We start from the raw sequence: 22,231 nt of genomic DNA on the forward strand, positions 1-22,231 counted from the left end.
GTGTGCGAAAAAACGGAATTTGCAAAACCGGAAATTCCGGCTAGCGGTCGGTTAGGCTCGGTCGCTGCGACGGAGCGCCAGCAGTGCGCCAGCGACGATGGAAACGAGCGTCACGCTCGCACCGAAACCGGGGACGCCACCGTCACTGCTCGCGGTAGCGGTCTCGGTGGTCGCGGCTTCGGTCGTGTAAGTCGCGGTCGTTTCGGTCGTCGGTGCCGCCCCGGTGGTCGTCGCCGTCGACGTTTCCATCGGCGTCGGTTTCACAGTCGTGGTCGCTGCGGCGGTCGTCTCCGTAGTGGTCTCGTCGGCCGAGGTACCGCCGATTCCCCCGACGGAGGCACTTGCCCCGGACGCGTCGTCGCTGGAACTCGACCGCTTCGCGATGGTGAGCGTTCCGGTCGAGTAGTGGAGGCTCACGTTCACGTACGCACCGCTCTTGACGACCGTGACGTCGCTGTGGACGTCCTGTCCGGTGAAAGAGGCCTGAAGTTGGCTCTTCGGATCTGTGACTCCCCACGCGTCGAGTAGCGAGTTCGGAAGGAACGCGTCGTAGTGACCGTAGTTCAAACGCCCCTCGGCGGTCCGGTGCGGTGCCGCGAGACTGATTTCGAGATGCGGCCGGGTCCCGTCGCTGCCGTCGACGTATCGAGGCATGCTGTACATCTGCGCGTCGGTCGTCACCTGCATCCCGGTGACCGCGCTCGCGTTCTCGCCCGCAAGACCGTCTTGGACAGTCCCGACGCCGAGCATGACGGCGGCGTCGAATCCGATGTCCGCCGAGTCGTTCTTGACGTTGGCGGACCACTCGGCGGGGCTACTCGGGTAACTACCCGAGAACTCGGTCTTGTAGTCTAACTGCGACGGCTGAACCTCGACGGTGACGTTCGTCGTGTTCTCCGTCGGGCCCTCGGACGTCGTCCATTCGAGCCCCTGACCGCGACCGATCACGGTACGGGGCGTGTAGTTCCGGACGGTGAAGCTGATCTCGAAGCGAGAGCTGTTATCGACGCCCAGTTCCGAGAGATCGTAGTCGTAGCGATCGCCCGACGAGAGCCAAGCGTTGACGAACCCACCGTTGTACTCCGCGTGGGCGGTCGGTGAGGTGGACGGGCGAGTCCCGCCGAGGAAGTCCACGCTGACGCTGTCCGAGACGAGGACGGACCCTCGAACCGTTCCGTCGAACGTGTGGCGCTTTCCGTCCCCGAAGACGATGGCACCGCTGAAGTTGCCCTCTTCTGTGAAGCGGTGTTCGAGGAACACCGACGCCGACTCGTTCGCGGGCACGTAAATGGACCGCGAGTCTACGACCGCGCCGTCGATGGTCAGGTTGACGGACCGAACCGCGGCGCCATCACCGTCGTTGGTCACTTCGGCGTAGACTCCAGCCGTAGTGTTGTTGACGGGATTGCTCGGGGGGTACACCCGCGAGAGGGTCAGGTTCGGTGTTCCGCCCGTCTCGTTCCTGACGATAAGTTGGTGGCTGGTCTGGTTGAACCAGACGTACTTGCGGCCCGTCGACTCGAAGCTGAAGTTGAACGTTTCAGTCGCGGTTTTCCCCGAACCGAGTACGAGTTCGCGGCTTTCGTACTGACTCGATCCGTCGCGGGAGTACGCCGAGACGGACACTCGCCGACTCCGCGTCTCGTTCGTGGGGTTCTCGTACGTCTGGGTGACCGTGACGTTCTCACCGACGCTGACCACGTCGGCGGAAAGCGACGCGCTTCTGGTCTTGACGGCGTACTCGGCCGTTACCGCCGTCGGCGCGCGCTCGTTGACTCGCACGTCGTACGTACCGGGGCGATACACCGAGGCCGTGAGGTTGACCGTCCGATTCTCGCCAGCCCCGACGGAGACCGTCTTGGAGCGGTACCGCCACGAATCCTCGTTCCGTCTCTCGGCGACTGCCGTCACGACGAACTCCCGCGCGGAGCCACCGGTGTTCTCGACGGTCGCACTCGTTTCGATATCGTCCGCGAGGTAGACGTCGGTCGCGGCAACGTCGTAGCTCGTTACCGTCACGCTCGGAACGCTCACGTTGACGACGCCGACGCCGCGTTCGTTCACGGATATCGGGTGGGTTCCGCCGACGTCGAAGGTCGGGGAGAACGAAACTGTCTCCGTCTGACCGGGGTCGACGGTGACGTTCCCGACGAGTTGCTTCGACCCGCCCCATTCGAGGAAGACGAGTTTCGAGGCCGTCCGCTCGCCGCTGTTGTACAGCGAGACGTTGATCTCGCTGGACTCACCCGCCGAAACGTCACTACCGACAGTGGTCTCGTCGGTGAGGACGTTCACCGGGTTCTCGGTCACGTTTATCTGCTCGGTTGACTTCGAGGAGACGTAGAACCGCTTCGTCGTGGCGTACTCGAAGTGGCGGACGAACGAGACGTTCCGCGTCTCCCCGGCGTCCAGCGTGACCGTCTCGGTGGCGACCAGCGTCCGGAAGCCGTAATCGGGATCGTACGCCTCCAGTTCGACACTCTTGCTGACCGACGACGACGTGGGATTGTGCAACGTCGCGTTGACGGTGACGTTCTGGTACGTCTTCAGGGCGGTCTCGGACGCGGTCACCGCCCGCGTTTCGATCGGGTTCGGTTCGATAGTGACCGACTTCGTCGGTTCGACGTTGACTCGGACGTATCGCTCTCCCGCTTCCTCGAACGAGACGTTGAACGTCTCGGTCGTTCCGCCGGCGGGGACCGTTACTCTGCGGACGCGCTCGCGACCGGCCGAGACGGCGACCGTGAACGGTTCCGCGGAACTCCCGCCGTTGTCGAGGGTGACCTCAACGCTCACGTTGTTCTCGGCGTAGGCCGTCGACGGGGAGACGCTGACGTTGGACACGCTGACGGGCGACTCGACCGTGACGGTCGAGAAGTCGTCAGCCACGATTTCACCCGAGGACTCGTTGAACAGGAACGCCGAGAACCGGAACGCACCGCCGCCGTAGGCGTCCTTCGGAATCGTGAACGCCACGACGTCGCTGGTGGAGGACAGCGTCTGATTGATTCCCGCTTTCGAGGACTTCGTCGCTTCAGCGGTGAAGTTCGGACCGGCCACCCGTAGTTTCAGGTCGCTCAGGTCCGCGTGACCCCTCGCGTTGTACGCGACTTCGATGGTCGACGCCGAAGCGGTGTCGTTTATCGTCGCGTCCGGGACTGAGACGCTCGGCGCCGTGTTTCCGACGCTCACGTTCCCCGAACTGGTCACCTCCGCGCCCACCGGGACGGACGAAAGTAGTGAGAATAGAAGTAACGCCACTAGGCAAATTGAACGAATCCTGTCTTTCGTCTCTTTATCTGACATCGTAATCAGGTTGATAATTGAGGGTTGAAAAGGCTATCCCTCTTGGCAATTCAATACGATAATACAACGATATATTTGGAGAATTACAAACATAACTGCCTGCCGACACGCTCGGCGGCACGTGTCGTGGAACGGCGCGACTCGACGGCGAAGAGGGGCGCGCAGGTCGCGGACAGGGCTGGCCACCGCGGTACCGACCCCCGAATGGACGACCTTCGCGGGGCGCTTTCCGCCGCGGACCCCGGACAGAAGTTCGACCGGTTCCCTTCGCGTTCCAACGCGGCGCGAGCGAACTGCTGGCCATCCGCGTCCGAGTCGGAAACGACCGCGAACTGACGCTTATTACCCCGGCACCCGACGCTCCGCACACATGCCCGAACAGACGTTTCTCGAAGGCAACCGCGTGACTCTCTGCGTTCCCCGGGAGTCCGACGTGGCGTTTCTGGTCGAAAACGAGAACCACCCCGCGGTCCGAGCAACCCGGAGCGCCACCGCACCGACCGGCCCCGACGACGTGCGCCGCCGACTGGGCGGGACGCTCGGCCGCAGCGACGACACCGTCTCGCTCGTGGTCCGGGCCGACGGCGAGCGCGTCGGCCACGTCCTCCTCATACGCGAGCGACCGAACGACCCGACTTACCGCCGGGCGGAACTGGCCTACTGGGTCGCGCCCGACGCGCAGGGGAACGGCTACGCCACCGACGCGGCCGGGAGTCTGCTCGACCACGGATTCGACCGCCTCGGTCTCCACAAGGTGACGGCGAAGGCGTTCGCCGACAACGCGGCGTCCCGGCGCGTGCTGGAGAAACTGCACTTCGAGCGAGAGGGCGTCTTCCGCGACGAGGCGTTCGTCGGCGGCGAGTTCGTGGACGTGGTGCGCTACGGACTGCTGGCCGACGAGTGGCGCGCGGCGGGGACGTAGGCCGAGGAGTAGAACGGAGAGGCGCGGGCCGAGAAGTAGAACGGAAGTCCGAACGAGCCCCGACGAACCGCTAGTCGTGCTTCACGCCCGGATTCGTCACGGCACCGTTCGCCGCGGAGTCGAACGTCGCGCCGTACTTCGCCAGCACGCCGTTCCGGTAGGCCGGTTCCGGGTCGTCGCGGGCGTCGAGTCGGGCGTCAAGTTCGTCGTCCGAGAGGTCGACTTCGAGCGTTCGGTCGGGGATGTCGATGGTGACGTGGTCGCCGTCCTCCAGCGCGCCGATGGGACCGCCGTCGAACGACTCCGGCGCGACGTGACCGATCATCGGCCCGCGGGTCGCGCCCGAGAACCGGCCGTCGGTCACCATCGCCACGTCGTCCTCGTGGCCCGCGCCGACGACAGCGGAGGTGACGCCGAGCATCTCGCGCATGCCGGGACCGCCTCGCGGTCCCTCGTTGCGGATGACGATGACGTCGCCCGACTCGATGCGGCCCTCTTGGACGTAGCGCATCGCGTCCTCCTCGGCCTCGAAGACGCGGGCGGGTCCCTCGTGGCGGAAGTCGTCCTCACCAGTGACCTTCAGGACCCCGCCGTCGGGCGCGAGATTGCCGGTGAGAATCTTGATGGCTCCCTCCTCGTGGAAGGGGTCGGAGACGGGCCGGATGAACTCGGCGTCGATTTCCGAATCTTCCGGCAAATCAAGTTGTTCCAGTTCCTCCGAAATCGTCCGACCCGTCACGGTCATCGCGTCGCCGTCGAACAGTCCCGCGTCCACGAGGCGGCGAATCACGACGGGCACGCCGCCCTGCTCGTAGAGGTCGTACATCACCCGCTCGCCGCCGGGTTGGAGGTTGGCTATCTTGGGCGTCCGGCGCGAGATTGCGTCGAACTCCTCGATGTCGAGGTCCACGCCGGCCTCGGCCGCGAGCGCGAGCAGGTGGAGGACGCCGTTGGTCGACCCGCCGATGGCGACCTGTAGCGCGATGGCGTTCTCGAACGACCGCTTGTCGAGGATGTCGGAGGGCCTGCGGTCGTTCTCGATGCAGTCGAGGACGAGTTCGCCCGACCGCTCGGCGACTTCGTATCGCTCGTCGAACTCCGCGGGCGCGCCGGCGCTCCCGAGCGGTGCGAGACCGAGCGCCTCCGAGATGGAGGCCATCGTGTTCGCGGTGAACATCCCGCCGCAGGACCCCGCGCCGGGGCAGGCGTGGCGTTCGAGGTCGTCGAGTTCGTCCTCGCTCATCTCGCCCTGGGCGACCGCGCCGACGCCCTCGAAGACGTTCTGGACGGTGACCTCCCGGCCGTCGTGTTCGCCGGGCATGATGGACCCGCCGTAGAGGAAGACGGAGGGCAGGTCGGTCCGAATCGCGGCCATCATCATCCCCGGCAGGTTCTTGTCGCACCCGCCGACCGTGACCAGACCGTCCATGCGCTCGCCGAACGCGACCAGTTCCACCGAGTCGGCGATGACCTCGCGCGAAATCAGGGACGCGCGCATCCCCTCGGTCCCCATCGAGATGGCGTCCGAGATGGTGATGGTGCCGAACTCGATAGGCATCCCGCCCGCCGAGTCGACGCCCTCGTAGGCCGAGGCGGCCACGTCGTCCAAGTGGACGTTGCACGGCGTGATGTCGGCCGCGGGGTTGGCGACGCCCACCATCGGCGACGAGAGGTCGGCGTCGTCGTACCCCATCGCGCGGAACATCGCGCGGTGCGGCGCCCGCTCGACGCCGTCAGTGACTTCGCTGCTCCGCAGATTTCCGGGTTTCTCGGTCATACGTCCGCATGACGGCGGAGGTGCTTAAGTTGCCGCCCTCGGACAGATGTTGCTGTCACACCTCGGGACGGCCGAACATCTCCGGGAGCGTCGCTCCCGCGGGTCCGCTCACTCCGCGAGGTCGAGGACGACCGACTGGGCCTCGTAGTCCTCCACGAACGCGCCGTCGCCCCCGACGCTGTACCTCCCCGCGCCGGTCTCGACGACCAGCGCCGCCTCGACCGGGAACGAGTTGTTCGCGGGTTCGACCAGTCCCTGTCGGACCGCGACGACCCGGCCGGTTATCTCGTCGGGACCGTCGTCGGCGTCGACCGGACGACCCCGGACGGTGGCGGTCAGTTCCGCGCCCGCCCGTAGCTTGAGGGTCGCCTGAAGCACCGCCTGCCGGAAGTCGTCGTAGGTCTCGGGGAAATCGTGGGCCTCGGCGACGTACACCTCCTCGGCCATCGGCCAGTAGTTGCCGAAGAACGAGCCTATCAGCACCGGCGCGAGCTGTCGCTGCGTGAACGCGATGGCGCGCTCGCCGCTGTTCGACCGGGCTATCATCTCGGGCGGCGCGACGAGGCTCCGGGTCCGGTCGACCGTTATCATGGTCGGCATCGGTTCCTGCCACGCGCGGGCGACCGTGGCGACTCCCTCGAGTCCGAGGTCGTCGCCGGGGTCGGCCCCGGTCACGACCAGCAACACGAGGACGCCCCGCGAGACCGCGTCCCGCAGTTCGTCGGCGACCTCCGAGAGGTGGGCGTGAGGTATCGACAGCGCGACCTCCTCGTCGGCGGCCTCGATGAGCGCGGTGGCGCGCTTCAAGACGGTCACGCGGGACTTGATGACCTCGAACTGGTCGGTCTGGGGCGTGGCCCGCGAGTAGCGGGCTTCGAGGGCGGGCCCCATGCGCTCTACGTCCTCGGTAAGCGAGTCGACCACCTCTTGGGGCGGGACCGCCCGGACCGTCGTCGGGACCGAGTGGTCGTTCACCGAGACGAAGCCCCGCTCCTCTAACTCCTCGCTGACGCTGTAGACGTACCGCTTGGAGACCCCCGCGTCGTCGGCGACGACGCTGGCCTTCGCTTCGCCGTGGTCGAGGACCGTCAGATAGATGTCTATCTCCTTGTCCGAGAAGCCGAACTCCCGGAGTAGCCGGGAGAGCGTCGAGTCGTCCATTGTTCACATCTCTCCGATGACGCCACTTAACAGTGGCTGGTACCGCGGTTCTCGTCCGGCGCGCTCGGTCCCTCGTTCGCGCTCAGTCCTCGGATTCGAGGACGACCGCGTCCGCGACCGCGACGCCGTCCCCGGCCGCGACCGACTCGCCGGTCAGCAGGTCGGTGGTCCCGACCGGTTCGCCGACCGAGACCTCGTGCGGGTCGTCGCCGAAGTTGAGGACGACCACGACCCGCGAGTCGCCGTCGTCGCGGGCGTAGGCGACGGTGGGGTCGGGAGTCGAGTCGTCCGGACCGCCCGTTCGGCCGTCTCCCGAACGGTCGTCCGCCGGGCGGTCCCCGTCCGTCCGGCCCTCGCAGGTCCACTCGACTCGCTCGACCGCGCCGGTCCGGAGGACCGACCGTTGGTCGCGCAGGGCCGAGAGACGGCGGTGGAACGCGGTCAGGTCGGCGTCCCCGTCGTACCACTTCATCTCGCCGCGCTGGTCCTCGACGCCCCGCTCCTGCCCGTAGTAAATCATCGGCGCGCCCGGCAGGGTGAACGTCGCGGCCGCGGCCGCCCGGAGCGCCGACTCGCCGCACTCGGCGAGGTAGCGGGTCTCGTCGTGGTTCTCGACGTACCGGAGGAGCAGCGACGACTCGGGGAACCCCTCGCGTCGGGTGGCGTCGAGCGCGTCGAACAGCGTCTCGGCAGGGGCGTCCCCCCGGCCGATTTCCCGGAGTGCCCCGTAGAGCGCGGTGTCGTAGTGGGCGTCGAACTCGTTCTCGTGGAACTGTGGGTCCCGCGGGACCGTCTCGTCCAGCAGGAAGAACTCGGGGTCCTCGGTCTTCAGGCGCTCGCGGACCTCCTTCCAGAAGCCGTGGGGGACGCCCCACGCCACGTCGGCCCGGAAACCGTCCACCAGCGGCGCCCACTCCTCGACTACGTCGAGCATCCACGACCGGACCGACGGCGAGTCGTAGTTCAGGTTCGGGATGCGGGTCCAGTTGAACAGGTATCCCGGCGTGCCCTCGCCCGCCCAGTCGACGTCGTCTACGTCGGTCGCGTCCCGGTCGGTCTCGTCGGGGTCCGCGGGCACTCGCTCGTAGTAGTCGGCGTACTCGGGCACGCCCGCCGCGTGCATCTGGAACGCGGGGTGGTCGCGCGAGGTGTGGTTGAGAACGAGGTCGAACACGACCCGTATATCGGCCGCCCGGAGTCGGGCGACCAGCGACTCGAACTCCGCGCGCGTCCCGAGGTCGCCGGCGGTGTCGAAGTAGTCGGTCACGTGGTAGCCGTGGTCGGTGGGACTCTCGACCACGGGGGTGAGCCAGAGGCAGTCCACGTCGAGCGATTCGAGGTAGGGGACCCGGCGCTCTATCTCCTCGAACGTCGTCTCGACCGTCTCGCCCGCGAACCGCCGGACGAATATCTGGTAGACGGTGGCGTGCGTCGCCCACTCGGGCGGGTCGTTGGGCCGCGAGACGGTCGCGCTCCCCGCGTCCGAGTCATCCGACTCCACGAGAAGCGTGTCGGCGACGCTGTGGCGCTCGGCGACCGCGACCGCGTGAATCCGCGCCCGGTCGGGCAGGTCGGCGACCGGCACGCGGAGTCGGGACCCCTCGACCGAGACGGCCGACTCGTCGAGGTCGTCGCGGTCGTCGAGGCGGAACTCCGCGTCGGGGTCGCTCCCGTCCGGGGCGGCCTCGGTCCGCGCGGTCACGACCAGCGTCCCGTCCTCGACGCGCCCGTCGAGGTGAATCCGGGGACGCCCGGGGCCCGGCACGGAGACGTCGACGGTCCGGGAGTGTTCGAAGTCGTCGTTGGCCACGCAGATGCCCTCGTGGTCGCCCGGCGGGAGGTCGAACGTCGCGACGTACTCCTCGCCCTCCCGGGTCATCCGGTCCCGGCCGAGCGTGTAGTCGTTGAACGGGCCGGTCAGCGAGACCGACGCTATCTCCTCGTCGGGGAGGTCGAACTCCGACGCGGCGACCGCGAACCGCGTCTCTCGCCGGGGGTCGGGGAACGCCCGGACGGTCTGTCGGTGGGTTCCGTCGGGCGCGGTCAGTTCGAGTTCGTAGGCGCCGGGTTCGTCCGGCGTGAAGTGGACGATCGCGCCGTCGCCGACGCTGGCCTCGCTCTCGGCGGGACGGTCGCGGACCCGCCACGAGAAGTCTGCGGTCGGGTCCGGGCGGCGCGGCGCGAGTTCGACCGACTCGCCCGCGTGGACGAATCTCGGTGGACCGGGTTCGTGCATACCTCCACGAGACGGGGCGACCCACTTCACTGTTCTGCAAATCGTGTACGTGTGAAAAACAATTACACCAAAAGTTATTAAGCGACTCCCCGCAAGCTTTCGCCAATGAAACTTCGCGACGCTCTCGACGACTTCAAGCGTCACGAGAGCCACGAAAAGCTGTTTCCCGGCGAGCGCCGGACCACGACCGGACGGTTCTCGGGATACACCCCCGCCGCCGGCGCGGGCCGACTCGTCCACGTCGGCCGCGACGGGAGTCCCCGCGACTTCGGGTCGCCGCTGACCGGCCGCCACGGACTCGACGTCGCCAGACTCGGCGTGCGCCGCGACGGCGCTCTCCGCTGGTTCGACGAGTGCGAGACGAGTTCTCAGTGCTACCGGGGCGAGACGACGCTCGTCGTCACCGAACACCGACTCCCCGACGGCGAGACGGTGACGCAGTACGACCTCACGCTCGGTCAGGCGCACGTGACCCACGTCGAGCGCGAGGGGCGCGACGACTCGGCGGCCGGCGAACTCGTCGCGTTCCTCGGGTTCGCGCCCGACGGCCGCGACACGGGCGTCAGCCAACTCCACCACGCCGACGCGGTCGAACTGTACCACGACGCCGAACACGACTACGCCGCGAGCGCGACCGGGTTCGAGACCGCTCGCGGGTGCGTCCCCGCCGACTTCGAGCGACTCCTCGACGACGAACCCGTCGAGCGACCGCTGGCCGAGGCGGACGGTCGGCGGGAGGAGTCGAGTCTGAGCGGCGACCTGTTCTGCGAACTCCCCTTCGAGGACGGCGCGACGACGCTGGTGACTCTGCTAACCGACGCGAGCGAGACCGACCGCGCGGCGGCGCTCGACCTCCTCGACGCGGTCCTCGCCGAGTACGCCGACCCCGACGCGCTGGCGCGGGCGGCCGCCGAACGCGCGCCCGAGGTCCCCGACGACCTGCCGGACGGCGACGTGGTAGCCGCCGACCTCCGGGCGCTCGGCCTGCTGTCGGCCCCGACCGGTCTCCGCATCGCGGGACCCGAGTTCGACCCCTACTACGCCCACTCGGGCGGGTACGGCTACACGTGGTTCCGCGACGACGCCGAGATATCGCGGTTCCTCCTGCGCGCCGACCGCCGGTTCGACCTCGGACTCGACGACTGGCACGCCCGGAGCGCCGAGAGCTACTGCGAGACCCAACTCGCCGACGGGACGTGGCCCCACCGCGTCTGGCCGCGGAACCGGACGCTCGCGCCGGGGTGGGCCAACAGTCACCTCTCGGTCGGCGGCGACACCGACTACAGCGAGTATCAGGCCGACCAGACCGCCAGCGTCGTCGCGTTCCTCGCGGACGCGCTCCCGGAACTCGACGCCGACCTCGCCGACAGGACGGCCGGGACGCTCGCGGACGCGCTCGACGGACTCGACCGGACGCTCGAACCCGACGGGCTTCCGGTCGCGTGTCAGAACGCGTGGGAGGACGCGACCGGCCGGTTCGTCCACACCGCCGCGACGTTCCTCGAAGCGTACGCCGCGGTCGCCGCCGCCGGCGCGGACCTCCCGGAGAGCGCGGCCGACCTGCCGGACCGGGCCGCCGAGCAGGCCGACCGCGTCTACGAGGCGCTCGACGACCTCTGGGTCCCCGAGCGCGGCATCTACGGCTACCGACTCGTCGCCGAGACCGACGACGATGGCGACGGTTCGCTCGACCGACTCGAACCGGGCGACATCGACACCCGGTGTGACTCGGGGTCGCTCGCGCTGGCGAGCGCTCACGTCGCGTACGCCCGCGTGGGAGAGGTGGACGACCGCCGCCTCGACAGGTTGGTCTCGCACGTCAGCACGGTCGTGGACGAACTCCACCGCGACCCGCCGGAGAGTTCGGTCCGCGGTCTCGCGCGCTACGAGGGCGACGACTGGCGGGCGCGCTCGCAGGACGGCGAGAAGATATGGACTGTCTCGACCGCGTGGGGCGCGTTCGCCTGCGCGAACCTCGCGACGTTGCTGGACGACCGCGGCGACCGCCGCGCCGAGGAGTTCGCGGCGACGGCCCGCGACTTGCTCGGACTCGTCCTCCCCGACGGCGCGCTCTGTCCGAACGGGGCGCTACTCCCCGAGCAAGTGTTCGACGACGGGACTCCCGACAGCGCCACGCCGCTGGGGTGGCCGCACGCGCTTCGGACGACGACGCTCTCACTGCTGGACCAGCACGACGCGCCGGTCGAGGAACCGGCCGCAGTCCCCGAAGAGTAGGAAGCGCTCGGAAGACGGCGATTGTAGAAGAGACGGTCCCGCGTTCAGTTTCTCCGCGTCACTGCGTCGCTCAGACCGTCGGGGCCGCCGACTGCTCGGTCTCGTACAGCAGCGACTCGCCGTCGTCGGCGTCGAAGAAGTGGAGGTTCGACGCGTCGAACGCGACGTGAATCTGCTCGCCCTGTTCCGGTTCCACGTCGGAGGCGACTCGCGCGATGAAGTCCTCGCCCACGCCGAGGTGGAGGTAGTTGTCCGACCCGACGGGTTCGATGACCTCGACCGTGGTCTCGACGGCGTTGCGCCCCGGTCCGGAGACCGACACGTCCTCGGGCCGGATGCCGATTCGGACCCGGTCGTGACCCCGAACCGCGTCCCGCAGACGCTCGTCGGTGAGTTCGTAGTCGAACCCGTCCTCGCCGAGGAGTCGGGTCGTCGCGCCGTCGTCCTCGACGCTCACTGTCAGGAAGTTCATGCTCGGCGACCCGATGAACCCGCCGACGAACTCGTTGGCCGGGTCGTCGTACACCTCCTTGGGAACTCCGGTCTGCTGGAGTTCGCCGTCGTTCAGGATGACGATGCGGTCGCCCATCGTCATCGCCTCCTCCTGGTCGTGAGTCACGTAGACGGAGGTCGTTCCGAGTTCGTTCTGGAGTCGCTGAATCTCGGTGCGCATCGTCGTCCGGAGTTTGGCGTCGAGGTTCGACAGCGGTTCGTCGAACAGGAACACGTCCGGGTCGCGCACGATGGCCCGGCCCAGTGCGACCCGCTGTTTCTGGCCGCCCGAGAGTTCGTCGGGTTTCTGGTCCAGCAGGTCCTCGATGCCCATCATCTCGGCCGTCTCGCGCACCGTCTCGCGGCGCTCGTCCTTCGAGAGGTCGGTACTCATCCGGAGACCGAACGCCATGTTCTGCTCGACCGTCTTGTGGGGGTAGAGCGCGTAGTTCTGGAACACCATCGCCACGTCGCGCTTGCGGGCGTGGACGTCCGTCACGTCCTCTCCGCCTATCGAGATGCGGCCCGAGGTCGGGCGTTCGAGTCCCGCAATCATCCGCAGGGTGGTGGATTTCCCGCAGCCGGACGGGCCGACCACGGTGACGAACTCCCCGTCGTCCACGTCCAAGTCGATGTCCTCCACGGCCACTATCTGACCGTTAGTGTACTCTTTTCTGAGGTCGTCCAGCGTTACTGTCGCCATCCTTCTCCGTGAGTACGTCCCCCATGGTTTAGTTCTTGCCCTCTTCGGTGAATGTGTGACGCATTATTTCGTCGTTGTTTGGAACGACGACCGTCCGGTCGTTCGGGTCGACGCCCGAGCGAAACCGACGGTTTTACCACGTACGACGCGACGGAGAGTACGAAACGACGTTCTGGGCGGTCGGCGGGGGTTTCACGAAACGGTCGTATCGCGTGAAAGACCATGTGGAAACCCAAGGCTTTAAGTTATGAACAACTAATTCAACACTTATTCACCCCATGACAATGAATCGCAGAAAAGCGCTCAAGAGCATCGGTGTGACGGGCATTATCGGCGGTCTCGCGGGTTGCGCGAGCGTCCAGCAGCAGAACGAAACGACGACGTCCGGCGACGACGGCGCTGACGACACGACTGCCGCGGACGACTCCGAGACGACCACCGCGTCCGGTCCCGCGGGGACCGCGAAAGCGTGGTACCGCCTGCAGGACACGGAGCTACAGGCCCGCAAAGCCGCCTTGAAACAGTTCAACGAGAACTCCAAGCACACCATCGAGGGTTCGGACGTCTCGGACCTGAAGAAGAAGACCACGAGCGCGATTCCGGCCGGACAGGGGCCGCATCTGTTCGACTGGGCGCACGACTGGGTGGGCGACTACTACCAGCGCGGGTTCGTCACCGACCGGAGCGACCAACTGAACGTGGACCTCGGCACCTACACCGACGCCGCGGCCGAGGCCGTCCAGTTCGAGGGGAACGTGGTCGGACTCCCGTACGCCGCCGAGACGGTGTCGCTCGTCTACAACGAGGAGATGGTGGACGAAGCGCCCGAGACCGTCGCCGACATGAAGTCGGTGATGGACGAACACCACGACCCCAAGAACAACACGTACGGCCTGGCCTACCCGTTCGACCCCTACTTCGTCAGCGCGTGGGCGCAGTCGTTCGGGGGCTACTACTTCGACCCCGAGAAGGACCCGATGCTCGGTCTGTCGAAATCCGAGACCGTGAAGGGAATCCAGTTCGCGCTCGACAACTTCAAACCCTACATGCCGAAAGACCCCAGCTACGAGGCGCAGGCCGCCCCGTTCTCGGAGGGTAACGCGGCGTTCGCCATCAACGGCCCGTGGTACCTCGCCACGCTGAAGGAGAAGGGCGTGGACTTCGGCGTCGCCAAGCTCCCTTCGCCGAAGGGCGGCGAGGCCCGACCGCTCACCGGCATCCAGATGTGGTACTTCGCGAAGGCCATGGGCGAGGACGACGCCGACACCGCCGCGGCCCAGTCGTTCGCCGAGTGGTACACCACCAACGAGGACCTGCTCGAGAAGGCCGCCAAGAATCAGGGGAGCATCCCGGTTCTCGAAAGCCTCGCGGGGAGTGACGCGCTCCCCTCGGACGTCCGGGCCTTCTCCGAGACGGTCCAGCAGGGCGCCCCGATGCCGACCCATCCGAAGATGGGGAAGGTGTGGCAACCGCTCACCGACGCGCTCACCAAGGTGTTCAACGGCGACGCGGGCGTCGAGGCGGCGATGAAACAGGCCGAGAAGACCGTCCGAGAAAACTGGGAGTAGACCGAACCCATGAGTACTGCCTCTAGCGTCGCCCGGCGCGTCGAGGACGTGCCATTCCTCGAACGAGAAGACGCGTCGCTGTTGCTCGTCCTCCCCGGACTGTTCGTCTTCTCGGCGTTCATGCTGTTCCCCATCCTCTACCTGCTGGGCATCTCGTTCACGAACGCCGAACCGTCGAACCTGTTCGCGGGCGACGGCGCGCTGTCGGTGCTGACCTTCGGGGAGGCGGCGTTCGTCGGCGTCCGCAACTACGTCACGGTGCTGACCGACCCGAACTTCTGGAACTCGTTCGGCGTCACGTGGCTGTTCGTCGCCACGAGCGTCACGCTGAAGATAACTCTGAGCATCGGCGTCGCGCTCATCGTCACCGGCGACCGGGTCCGGGGCAAGCGACTGATGCGCTCGCTCATCATCATTCCGATGGGCCTGCCCGCCATCTTCACCATCACGGTGTGGCGGGGCATCTTCAGTTCGGCGGAGTTCGGACTGGCGAATCAGGTCCTCCGGGCGGTGGGCCTCTCGTCGGTGTCGTGGCTGAGCGACCGCTGGATGGCGTTCCTCGCGTACAACGTCACCGAGGCGTGGCTGGCGTACCCGTTCATGGTCATCATCACCGTGAGCGCGCTGCAGGACGTCTCGGAGGAACTGCACGAGGCCGCGAAGGTGGACGGCGCGGGCTACCTCGCCCGGTTTCTTCACGTCACGCTGCCGTCCATCAAGCGCCCGGTGCTGTTCGCGTCCATCCTCACGGCCGCCGCCTCGTTCCAGCAGTTCCTCATCCCGTACGTGTTCAATCAGGGCGGCCCGGCGCGCGCGAACGAACTCATGGTCGTCTACGGCTACCGCGAGGCGTTCACCTACTTCCAGTACGGGCAAGGTGCCGCGATTAGCCTCATCGCCGTCGCGTTCATCGGCGTGTTCATGTGGCTGAACGTCAAGCGCGGTAAACTCGCCGACGGGGTGAACGACGCGTGAGTCTGCTTCGCTCCGTCGTCCGGAACGTCAAGGACGACGCGGTCGGACTGGCGACGACGCCCGTCGACACGTACCGCGAGGCGCGCTACACCGCCGAGGGAGTGCTGGCGGGCGACATCTCGCCCGTCCGGCCGCTGAAGAGTCTGGGCCTGACGGTGGGCGCGCTGGTCGTCGTCCTCGCGCTCCTGTTCCCCATCTACTGGATACTCATCTCGGCGCTGTCGGGGTCCGGCGGGTCGATACACTCGGTCGACGGCCTGCGACTGTTCCCCGAGCAACCCTCGATACAGCCGTTCGTATGGGTGCTGGGCGACCTCATCGTTCCGAGCTATCGCATCGGACTGGCCATCCCGTTCACCGAGTCGGCGCTGGTGTTCGACACGCCACAGATAACGTTCCTCGACGCGTCGGCGCACGGCGTGGACAACCCCTCGGACTTCAAGAAGTTCTTTTGGAACAGCCTCACGGTCGCCGTTCCGACGGTCATCCTCTCGATGTGTCTCGTCGTGCCCGGCGCGTACGCGCTCTCCCGCCGGAAGTTCGTCGGCCGCCGGAAGATTCTGTTCGGCTACGTCCTGCTCACGCAGGTCGGCGGCGGACTGGGTATCGCGCTGCTCATCGGTCTCTACACCGTGTTCGTGCAGGTCGGACTCAACGACAGCAAACTCGCGCTGTCGGTCTACTACGCGGCGACGGCCGTCCCGTTCAACACGTGGCTGTTGAAGACCTACATGGACGGCATCCCCGTCTCCTACGAGGAGGCCGCAGTCGTCGACGGCGCGCCCGCGTGGCGGGTCGTGGTCGAGGTCATCCTCCCGCTGTCGAAGGCGGGGTTGGCCACCGTGTTCATCTTCACCTTCCTCACGGGATGGACCGAGTTCGTCGTGGCCCAGACCCTGCTCGGGACCGAGAACTACACCCTTCCGGTCGGCCTGTTCTCGCTGGTCTCGGAGTACTCGGTGCCGTGGGCGCGGTTCTCGGCGTTCGCGCTGACGTTCGCGTCGCCCATCATGCTGGTCTACCTGTTCGCCCAGCGGTACATCGAGGGCGGACTGTCGTTCAGCGGGATGGAAGGCTGAGGTCGGTCGCTCCTGTCACTTCGGGGCGACTTCGTCGCTGGACCGGCGTCTTTCGGTCGTCCCGCCGGGAAACGAACCGCGGACGGGCGCGCTCCGGCGACTCGGGGCCGAACGGTCCGCGACCCGCCGAAATCCTAGAATGAGAACATACTTTTCGGGAGGCCGCCGAAGGGATGCCATGGACCTGACGGTCGCCGTCGCCCACTATCCCGAAGGCGCTGGCCACGCCACTCGGATGCTCGCGGTCGGGCAGGCCTTCGAAGACGCGGGGGCGGACATCGCGCTCGCCGGCGGCGGCCCCGGCTCTCGCTTCATCGAACACAACGGCTACGACGTGTTCCGGGCCGCCCCGGTGGATTACATCGGCGACTACCAGCAGGGGTCGCTCGGCCGAGTGCTGACCAGAAGCCTCCCCTACAGCGGCAAGCGCGTCTTCGACTTCGTGCGGTGGCTCCGCCGGGTGGACCCCGCGGCGCTGGTGACCGACGACATGTTCGCCGCGATGGCGGCGTCGCTGACCGGGACGCCGCTCTACATCGTCACCCACAACGCGGCCTCCTACTACGACGCCGCGGTCGAGCAGGTGTTCACGTGGCTGCTCAACCGCTACCAGTTGGGCGCGGCCGAGTCGTTCCTCTACCCGGCGGTCTGGCCGCCCGACGAGGGCGACCCGCCGGGCGTGACTCACGTCCCGCCCGTCGCGCTCGACCCCGCGGGCTGTCGCGGTCCCGACGAGGAAATCGGCGTGCTGGTCGTGCCGAGCGTCTACTCCACGAACTTCGACGTGCTCGCCGAGACGCTCCGGACCGAGGGCCACCGCGTGACGCTGGTCGGCGACGACCACTGGGAGGCGGTGCCCGCGCTCCTGCCGTGGATTCGAGCCGCCGACGTGGTGGTCTGCTCGGGCTACTCGACCGTGATGGAGGCCGCGGTCGGCGGGACGCCCTGCGTGATCTACCCCTTCACCGACGAGCAACACGGCGTGACTCGGGTCATCGAGCGCCGCGGCGTCGAGGGATTCCAAGTCGAACACTCGGTCACGCACGTCGCTCGCGCGGTTCGCCACCCGCCCGCGTCCCCGAGCCACGACAACGGCGTCGAACGCGTGGCCGACCACGTCCTCGAAGAACTCACCTGACCAGTTTTTGCCACTGTCGGAACTACGAACCCCGTTCCCCGACAACCGAGGATATGGCACGAGTCGCAGCCGGAGCGCGCCTCCACTTCGGCTTTCAGAACCTCTCGCTGGCGCACGAGCGCATATACGGGTCGCTCGGGGTCGCGCTCGACTCGCCCGCGGTCGAGGTGACCGCCGAGCGAGCGGAGGCGGTACGCTGTTCTCACGACGACGCCGACGCGTACGTCCGCCGCGCGGTCGAACTCCTCGGCGTACCGGGCGCGAACGTGACCGTCGAGCGAACGCTGCCCCGACACGTCGGTCTGGGGAGCGGGACGCAGTTGGCGCTCGCGGTACTCGCGGCGGTCGCGAGCGCTCACGGCCGCGAGCCACGGGTCCGCGAGCGCGCTCCGAAACTGGGTCGCGGCGGTCGGAGCGGTATCGGAGTAGCGACCTTCGAGTCCGGCGGGTTCGTCCTCGACTCGGGCCACCCGACCGAGCGATTCACGGCCGACCGGCCCGAGCGTGGGGCGTGGTCGGTCCCGTCGGTTGCGGCCAGCCACGAGGTTCCGGACGACTGGCGGTTCGTGGTCGTCCTCCCCGACGCGGAACCCGGTCGGAACGGCGACGACGAGGACGCGAGCATGCGGTCGGTCGTCGAACGCGCGGACCCGCAACTCGCCGACGAAATCGCCGCGGTCGTGACTCGCCGCGTCCTCCCGGCCGTCGCCGAGGACGACCCCGAGGCGTTCGGCGCGGCGGTCGCCGAGGTGGGCCGACTCAACGGCGCGTGGTACGCCGACGAGCAGGGCGGGGTCTACCGTCCGCCGGTCGGAGAACTCGTCGCGGAACTCTCGGGGTCGCCCGCGGTAGCCGGTGCCGGTCAGTCGTCGTGGGGTCCCGCCGTCTACGCGGTGACGACCGAGCGCCGCGCGGCCGCGGCCCGCGAGGCGGCCCGCGAGGCGCTCTCGGCCGCGGGCGTCGGCGGCGAGGTGCTGGTCGCAGAACCCCGGAATCGAGGCGCTGACATCGACGGGTGAGTTGGTGCAGTCCTCTCGGAGTAGTCGGACTGGCGGTCGAGGGAGGAGAGCGGCTTTACTGCCGTTATCGAGGCGGTTTCACCGCCGAGCGACGCTGCCGAGCGGTTCGTCGGCTTCCCATTTGCGACCGCACGAGACGTCCGAAAACGGTTCGTCCGTTCTCGTATTTGAAGATTCGTGTCGGGGGGCAATTTCGAGGGAATCAGCGGACGGGCGGGCCTCGTAGACGAAAGACCCAAGCACCCCCGCTGAGACGCCCGTAACGAGAGCTACATGGACCGAGTTCCGTTCGGCATCTCCCGACTGGACGACATCATCGGCGGCGGCGCGCCGCCGGGAAGCGTGGTCCTGCTGGCGGGCGAGGCCGGAGCCGGTGCCCGCGAGTTCTGCTACACCAGTGCGACCATCAACGGGTTGGCTCACACCGACGAGGACCAGTTCGAACTCCACTACGGCGAGGTGTCCGACCGGGCCGCGGTGCCCGAGGACATCCACTACGTCTCGTTCACCGCCAGCGGCGACGAACTCCGGCGCGAAATCGAGTTCACGATGAGCGAGGAACTGGTCCGCGCGGGCGTCGAGACCGTGGAGTTCGCCGACTTCAGCCAGGAGTACTTCCAACTCTCGGCGATTCCCCGCGAGTGGTACACCCGAAAGACCCAGACCATCACCGACCTCGGACAGGGGAGCGACCGGCGGGGCGTGCTGGAGGCCCTCGGCGAGTACCTCAACGAACACGCCACGGGCAACCTCGTCGTCATTGACTCGCTGACCGACCTCGCCCGCGCGCCGAACGAACACCTAGACTGGAGCAACATCACACTGCTCGTGAAGGGCCTCCAGAAAGCGTCTCGCGCGTGGGACGGCCTGATTCTCGTCCTCGTGAATCAGGAGGCCCTGTCGGACACCCAGATGGGAAGTCTGATGGGCGCGGCCGACGGCACCATCGCCTTCGAGTGGGAGACCGGCGGCAACGAGCGCGACCGGGTGATGTTCGTCCGGGAGTTCCGCGGCGTCCTCTCGCGACTGGAGGAGGAGGACATCATCCGGTTCGAGACCGAGATTCACGACGGCGGCTTCGACGTCAGTAACGTCCGGAAGATCCGGTGAGAGAGTCAGTGGGGACCGAAAACAGGGCGGGACGTTCGTCTACACCTCCACGCAGACCCCAATTCTGTCGACGCAGACGTTCCGAGTGCGGTTCTCGCGGCGACGGGTCCGACGGAAGCGCTGCGCCGTCTTCGCGGCGAACAACCCGGCGAGACCGAGCGCGGCGACACCGGTCGCCGTCACCGGATACGAGACGAACAGCACCAGCGCGGGAGCCAACAGCGCCGTCAGGACCGTTGCCGCGACGGTTCGTCGAACGCTGTGGTCCGAGCGCGGGTCTTCGTTAGGTGGGTATCTCATTGCGCGTGAACATACGGACCTCGCGCCCATAACTGTAATCTGTATTATATTTCTGTAGCGGCGCTTACTGAAGCTCGGTTATGTAGGCTACGTGACAGCGACGCTCGTGAGAGCAACGTCCCGCGAGTAAGTCCTTCGAATCTGCCTGTTGTCGCCATAATCACTTAAGCGAGCGGCCAAGCGCGGACCGCCGAGGAGTACCGGCGCGGTCACTCGACTACGTACTCTCCGTCCACTCGTCCGGCCAATCCCAGCAACACCGCCCAGTCCAGTAGGCACTTCACCCTCTCGCCCCAAATCTGTTGCCACGAACTCGGATTCTTGTGGTGTTCCCACGTCGGCACCTCGCTCTCGAACTCCTCGAACGCTTCTTCGGCGGAGAGCGGCCTCTCTGCGTCCGCCAGAATCGCCAACAACGCGGGCACGCCGAAGACGTTCTCGCGGAACTGCTCGCGCAGGAACTTGGGGTCGGGGTCCTCGCGCGTCCGGGTGAATCCCGACGACTGCTCTTCGGCCAGTCCGAGAGCGCGCAGGAACGTCAGCCACGTCCGTGCTTCGTCGCGACTCGTCAGGTCGGTCCGGTCGAGCATCCGGGCGCAGCAGTCGTCTTCGCTCCCCGGCACCAGCGGAACCGCGCGCTGTGCGTCCGCCACGAAGTCGAGATTCTCGGGAGGTTCGGGGACAAGTTTGAATTGCATCTGGTATCACCTCGTCTCCTCGCCGGGTCTCAGATGCCGAAGCTCTCGGCCAGCATGTCTTCGTCGCGCTCGCCGACGACGTAGGTGTCGCCGCCGATTACGTCGACGGTCGCCCGAGCGGGCGCGAAGACGCTCTCCTCGACCTCGTAGAAGTCCCAATCGACCGACTCGAAGATGTCGGCGAAGTGGGTGCCGTACTCGTCGTTCGCGGTCGAGACGATTTCGTCGAAGCGGTCGAACTCCTCGCGGACCGTGAGGTGGACCGTCCCGCCGTAGGCCAGCGCGTCGTTGGTCCGCGCGATGGCGGTCTCCTCGTCGCCGGCCACGGGCGCGACCGGGGCCGACCCGGTGGCGCTCACCACGTCGAGGGGGTCGTAGCCGAGTTCCGCGAGTCGGAAGACGGCCATCTCGGCCGCGCGCGAGGCGATGCTGACGCTCCCGGCGAGACTCGCGGTCGGGACCGACGCGAGGAAGACGCTGCTCGTCTCGACGCCGGTCAGGTCCGCGACCTGCTCGGCGACCGACTCGGTGGGGTAGTCGCCGCTCTCGACCGCCAGCACCGCGAAGTCCGACACGTCCTCGTAGCCGACGCGGGCGAACTCGTCCTCCTCGGCGACGAGCGCGCGGGCCGGGCCGCTCCCGAGTCCCTCGAAGTCCTCGGTCGTGACCTCCCATCCGGCCTTCTGCGAGCAGAGCAGCGCCAGCGCGGGGTGGTCGCTGGTCAGTTCGACGTACTGGAAGGGCGCGCCCGCAACCTCGTCCATCCGGGTCTGGACCGTGGCGAGGCCCGCGGTCTGCATCTCGGCGAGCAGGAGTCCGGCTTCGACGCCGCCGTCGAACTCGTGGCCGAAGTCGAGGACCGTGGCTCCGTTTTCGAGTTCGCGAGCGCCGATGTCCAACTCCTCGGCGAAGTCGAGGGCTTCGTCGGCAAGTTCCAACGCGTTCCGATTGAGACTGTCCATGGGCGTGGGTTGGGCGTCGCTCCGTAAACCGTTTATCAGTCAGCAGTGCGCGAGGCAGCGTCGGTCCGAATCGCCGCCCCGTTCCCGACGAGATACGCGACCGGCTTTCCGACGTAGTCGCCGTGTCGTCCGTCGTCGCCGTAGTAGGCCGCGCCCTGACAGAGAACCACGACCCGATAGCCGCCGCGGACGGCCTCTACCGCGTTGACGCTACAGCCGACGGTTATCTCGTCCACGGTCGAACCGTACATCGAGTTGTACATCCGACGCTCCTCGTAAGCGACCGCGTATCGTTCGGCGCTCTCCTCGGTCCACGTCTCGGGAGGTTCGGGCGGCGACTTCGGCCCTTCCGGGAGTTCGTGTCGCTCCTGCGGAAGCGCGGTCGGCGTCTGTTCGGTCGTCGGTGTCTCTCCGGGCGCAGTGTCCGGCGACTCGGTCCTCCAATCCCCGGTACAGCCACCGAGGAGAACCGCCGACGAACCGCCCGCGGCGCACAGAAATCGGCGTCTGGGGGAGTTCACGGTCGGGAGTCACCGCGATGTAGTAAGTG

Annotated in this window: 17 protein-coding genes; 8 read left to right on the forward strand and 9 right to left on the reverse strand. The window is 67.3% G+C overall.

Annotated elements, in window-relative coordinates; genetic code table 11:
- Positions 1-51: 51 nt before the first annotated feature.
- On the reverse strand, positions 52-3,192 hold the full coding sequence (locus M0R89_RS02660) for a PGF-CTERM sorting domain-containing protein (protein WP_248651019.1): 3,141 nt from the start codon (positions 3,190-3,192) through the stop codon (positions 52-54).
- Between the two features lie 484 nt (positions 3,193-3,676).
- Here M0R89_RS02660 and M0R89_RS02665 point away from each other — a divergent pair, with 484 nt between their 5' ends.
- Positions 3,677-4,228: a GNAT family N-acetyltransferase gene (locus M0R89_RS02665; protein ID WP_248651020.1), complete on the forward strand. Its 552-nt coding sequence runs from the start codon at positions 3,677-3,679 to the stop codon at positions 4,226-4,228.
- A 70-nt stretch (positions 4,229-4,298) separates the two neighbouring features.
- On the opposite strand, the gene ilvD is transcribed toward M0R89_RS02665, so the two are convergent.
- The 3 genes from ilvD to M0R89_RS02680 form a co-directional block, all read right to left on the reverse strand.
- Positions 4,299-6,005, reverse strand: coding sequence for a dihydroxy-acid dehydratase (gene ilvD, locus M0R89_RS02670; protein ID WP_248651021.1), 1,707 nt, complete (start codon positions 6,003-6,005; stop codon positions 4,299-4,301).
- A gap of 108 nt (positions 6,006-6,113) precedes the next feature.
- Positions 6,114-7,166: a TrmB family transcriptional regulator gene (locus M0R89_RS02675; RefSeq protein WP_248651022.1), complete on the reverse strand. Its 1,053-nt coding sequence runs from the start codon at positions 7,164-7,166 to the stop codon at positions 6,114-6,116.
- Positions 7,167-7,248: 82 nt separating this feature from the next.
- Positions 7,249-9,402, reverse strand: a complete 2,154-nt coding sequence (locus M0R89_RS02680; protein WP_248651023.1) for an alpha-amylase family glycosyl hydrolase — start codon at positions 9,400-9,402, stop codon at positions 7,249-7,251.
- Between the two features lie 105 nt (positions 9,403-9,507).
- On the opposite strand from M0R89_RS02680, the gene M0R89_RS02685 reads away from it, so the two are divergent.
- On the forward strand, positions 9,508-11,637 hold the full coding sequence (locus M0R89_RS02685) for a DUF7997 domain-containing protein (RefSeq protein WP_248651024.1): 2,130 nt from the start codon (positions 9,508-9,510) through the stop codon (positions 11,635-11,637).
- 70 nt (positions 11,638-11,707) lie between these two features.
- Here the strand turns inward: M0R89_RS02685 and M0R89_RS02690 are convergent, their stop codons facing one another.
- A complete protein-coding gene (locus M0R89_RS02690; protein ID WP_248651025.1) occupies positions 11,708-12,832 on the reverse strand; it encodes an ABC transporter ATP-binding protein in 1,125 nt (374 codons plus the stop codon).
- 278 nt (positions 12,833-13,110) lie between these two features.
- Between M0R89_RS02690 and M0R89_RS02695 the strand changes: the two genes are divergently transcribed.
- From M0R89_RS02695 to M0R89_RS02720, 6 genes are all read left to right on the forward strand, one after another.
- A complete protein-coding gene (locus tag M0R89_RS02695; protein ID WP_248651026.1) occupies positions 13,111-14,400 on the forward strand; it encodes an extracellular solute-binding protein in 1,290 nt (429 codons plus the stop codon).
- 9 nt (positions 14,401-14,409) lie between these two features.
- Positions 14,410-15,375: a carbohydrate ABC transporter permease gene (locus M0R89_RS02700; RefSeq protein ID WP_248651027.1), complete on the forward strand. Its 966-nt coding sequence runs from the start codon at positions 14,410-14,412 to the stop codon at positions 15,373-15,375.
- The gene (locus M0R89_RS02705) at positions 15,372-16,454 is read left to right on the forward strand and encodes a sugar ABC transporter permease (protein WP_248651028.1); all 1,083 of its coding nucleotides are present in this window, start codon (positions 15,372-15,374) and stop codon (positions 16,452-16,454) included. The genes M0R89_RS02700 and M0R89_RS02705 overlap by 4 nt, the downstream gene beginning before the upstream one ends.
- A 178-nt stretch (positions 16,455-16,632) precedes the next feature.
- Positions 16,633-17,592 (forward strand): glycosyltransferase, encoded by a 960-nt coding sequence (locus tag M0R89_RS02710; RefSeq protein WP_248651029.1) that lies wholly within the window; start codon positions 16,633-16,635, stop codon positions 17,590-17,592.
- A 53-nt stretch (positions 17,593-17,645) separates the two neighbouring features.
- A complete protein-coding gene (locus M0R89_RS02715; RefSeq protein WP_248651030.1) occupies positions 17,646-18,611 on the forward strand; it encodes a beta-ribofuranosylaminobenzene 5'-phosphate synthase family protein in 966 nt (321 codons plus the stop codon).
- Positions 18,612-18,884: 273 nt separating this feature from the next.
- Positions 18,885-19,721, forward strand: coding sequence for an RAD55 family ATPase (locus M0R89_RS02720; RefSeq protein ID WP_248651031.1), 837 nt, complete (start codon positions 18,885-18,887; stop codon positions 19,719-19,721).
- A 39-nt stretch (positions 19,722-19,760) separates the two neighbouring features.
- Here the strand turns inward: M0R89_RS02720 and M0R89_RS02725 are convergent, their stop codons facing one another.
- From M0R89_RS02725 to M0R89_RS02740, 4 genes are all read right to left on the reverse strand, one after another.
- Positions 19,761-20,021 carry a hypothetical protein gene (locus M0R89_RS02725; RefSeq protein ID WP_248651032.1) on the reverse strand — a complete coding sequence of 87 codons (261 nt, stop codon included), beginning with the start codon at positions 20,019-20,021 and terminating at the stop codon, positions 19,761-19,763.
- A gap of 209 nt (positions 20,022-20,230) precedes the next feature.
- Positions 20,231-20,719: a double winged helix-containing putative transcriptional regulator gene (locus M0R89_RS02730; protein WP_248651033.1), complete on the reverse strand. Its 489-nt coding sequence runs from the start codon at positions 20,717-20,719 to the stop codon at positions 20,231-20,233.
- Positions 20,720-20,748: 29 nt separating this feature from the next.
- The gene (gene mch / locus M0R89_RS02735; RefSeq protein WP_248651034.1) at positions 20,749-21,681 is read right to left on the reverse strand and encodes a methenyltetrahydromethanopterin cyclohydrolase; all 933 of its coding nucleotides are present in this window, start codon (positions 21,679-21,681) and stop codon (positions 20,749-20,751) included.
- 35 nt (positions 21,682-21,716) lie between these two features.
- Positions 21,717-22,202, reverse strand: coding sequence for a hypothetical protein (locus M0R89_RS02740; RefSeq protein ID WP_248651035.1), 486 nt, complete (start codon positions 22,200-22,202; stop codon positions 21,717-21,719).
- Positions 22,203-22,231 lie beyond the last annotated feature (29 nt).

The organism is Halorussus limi (genome assembly GCF_023238205.1).
GTDB classification, from domain to species: domain Archaea; phylum Halobacteriota; class Halobacteria; order Halobacteriales; family Haladaptataceae; genus Halorussus; species Halorussus limi.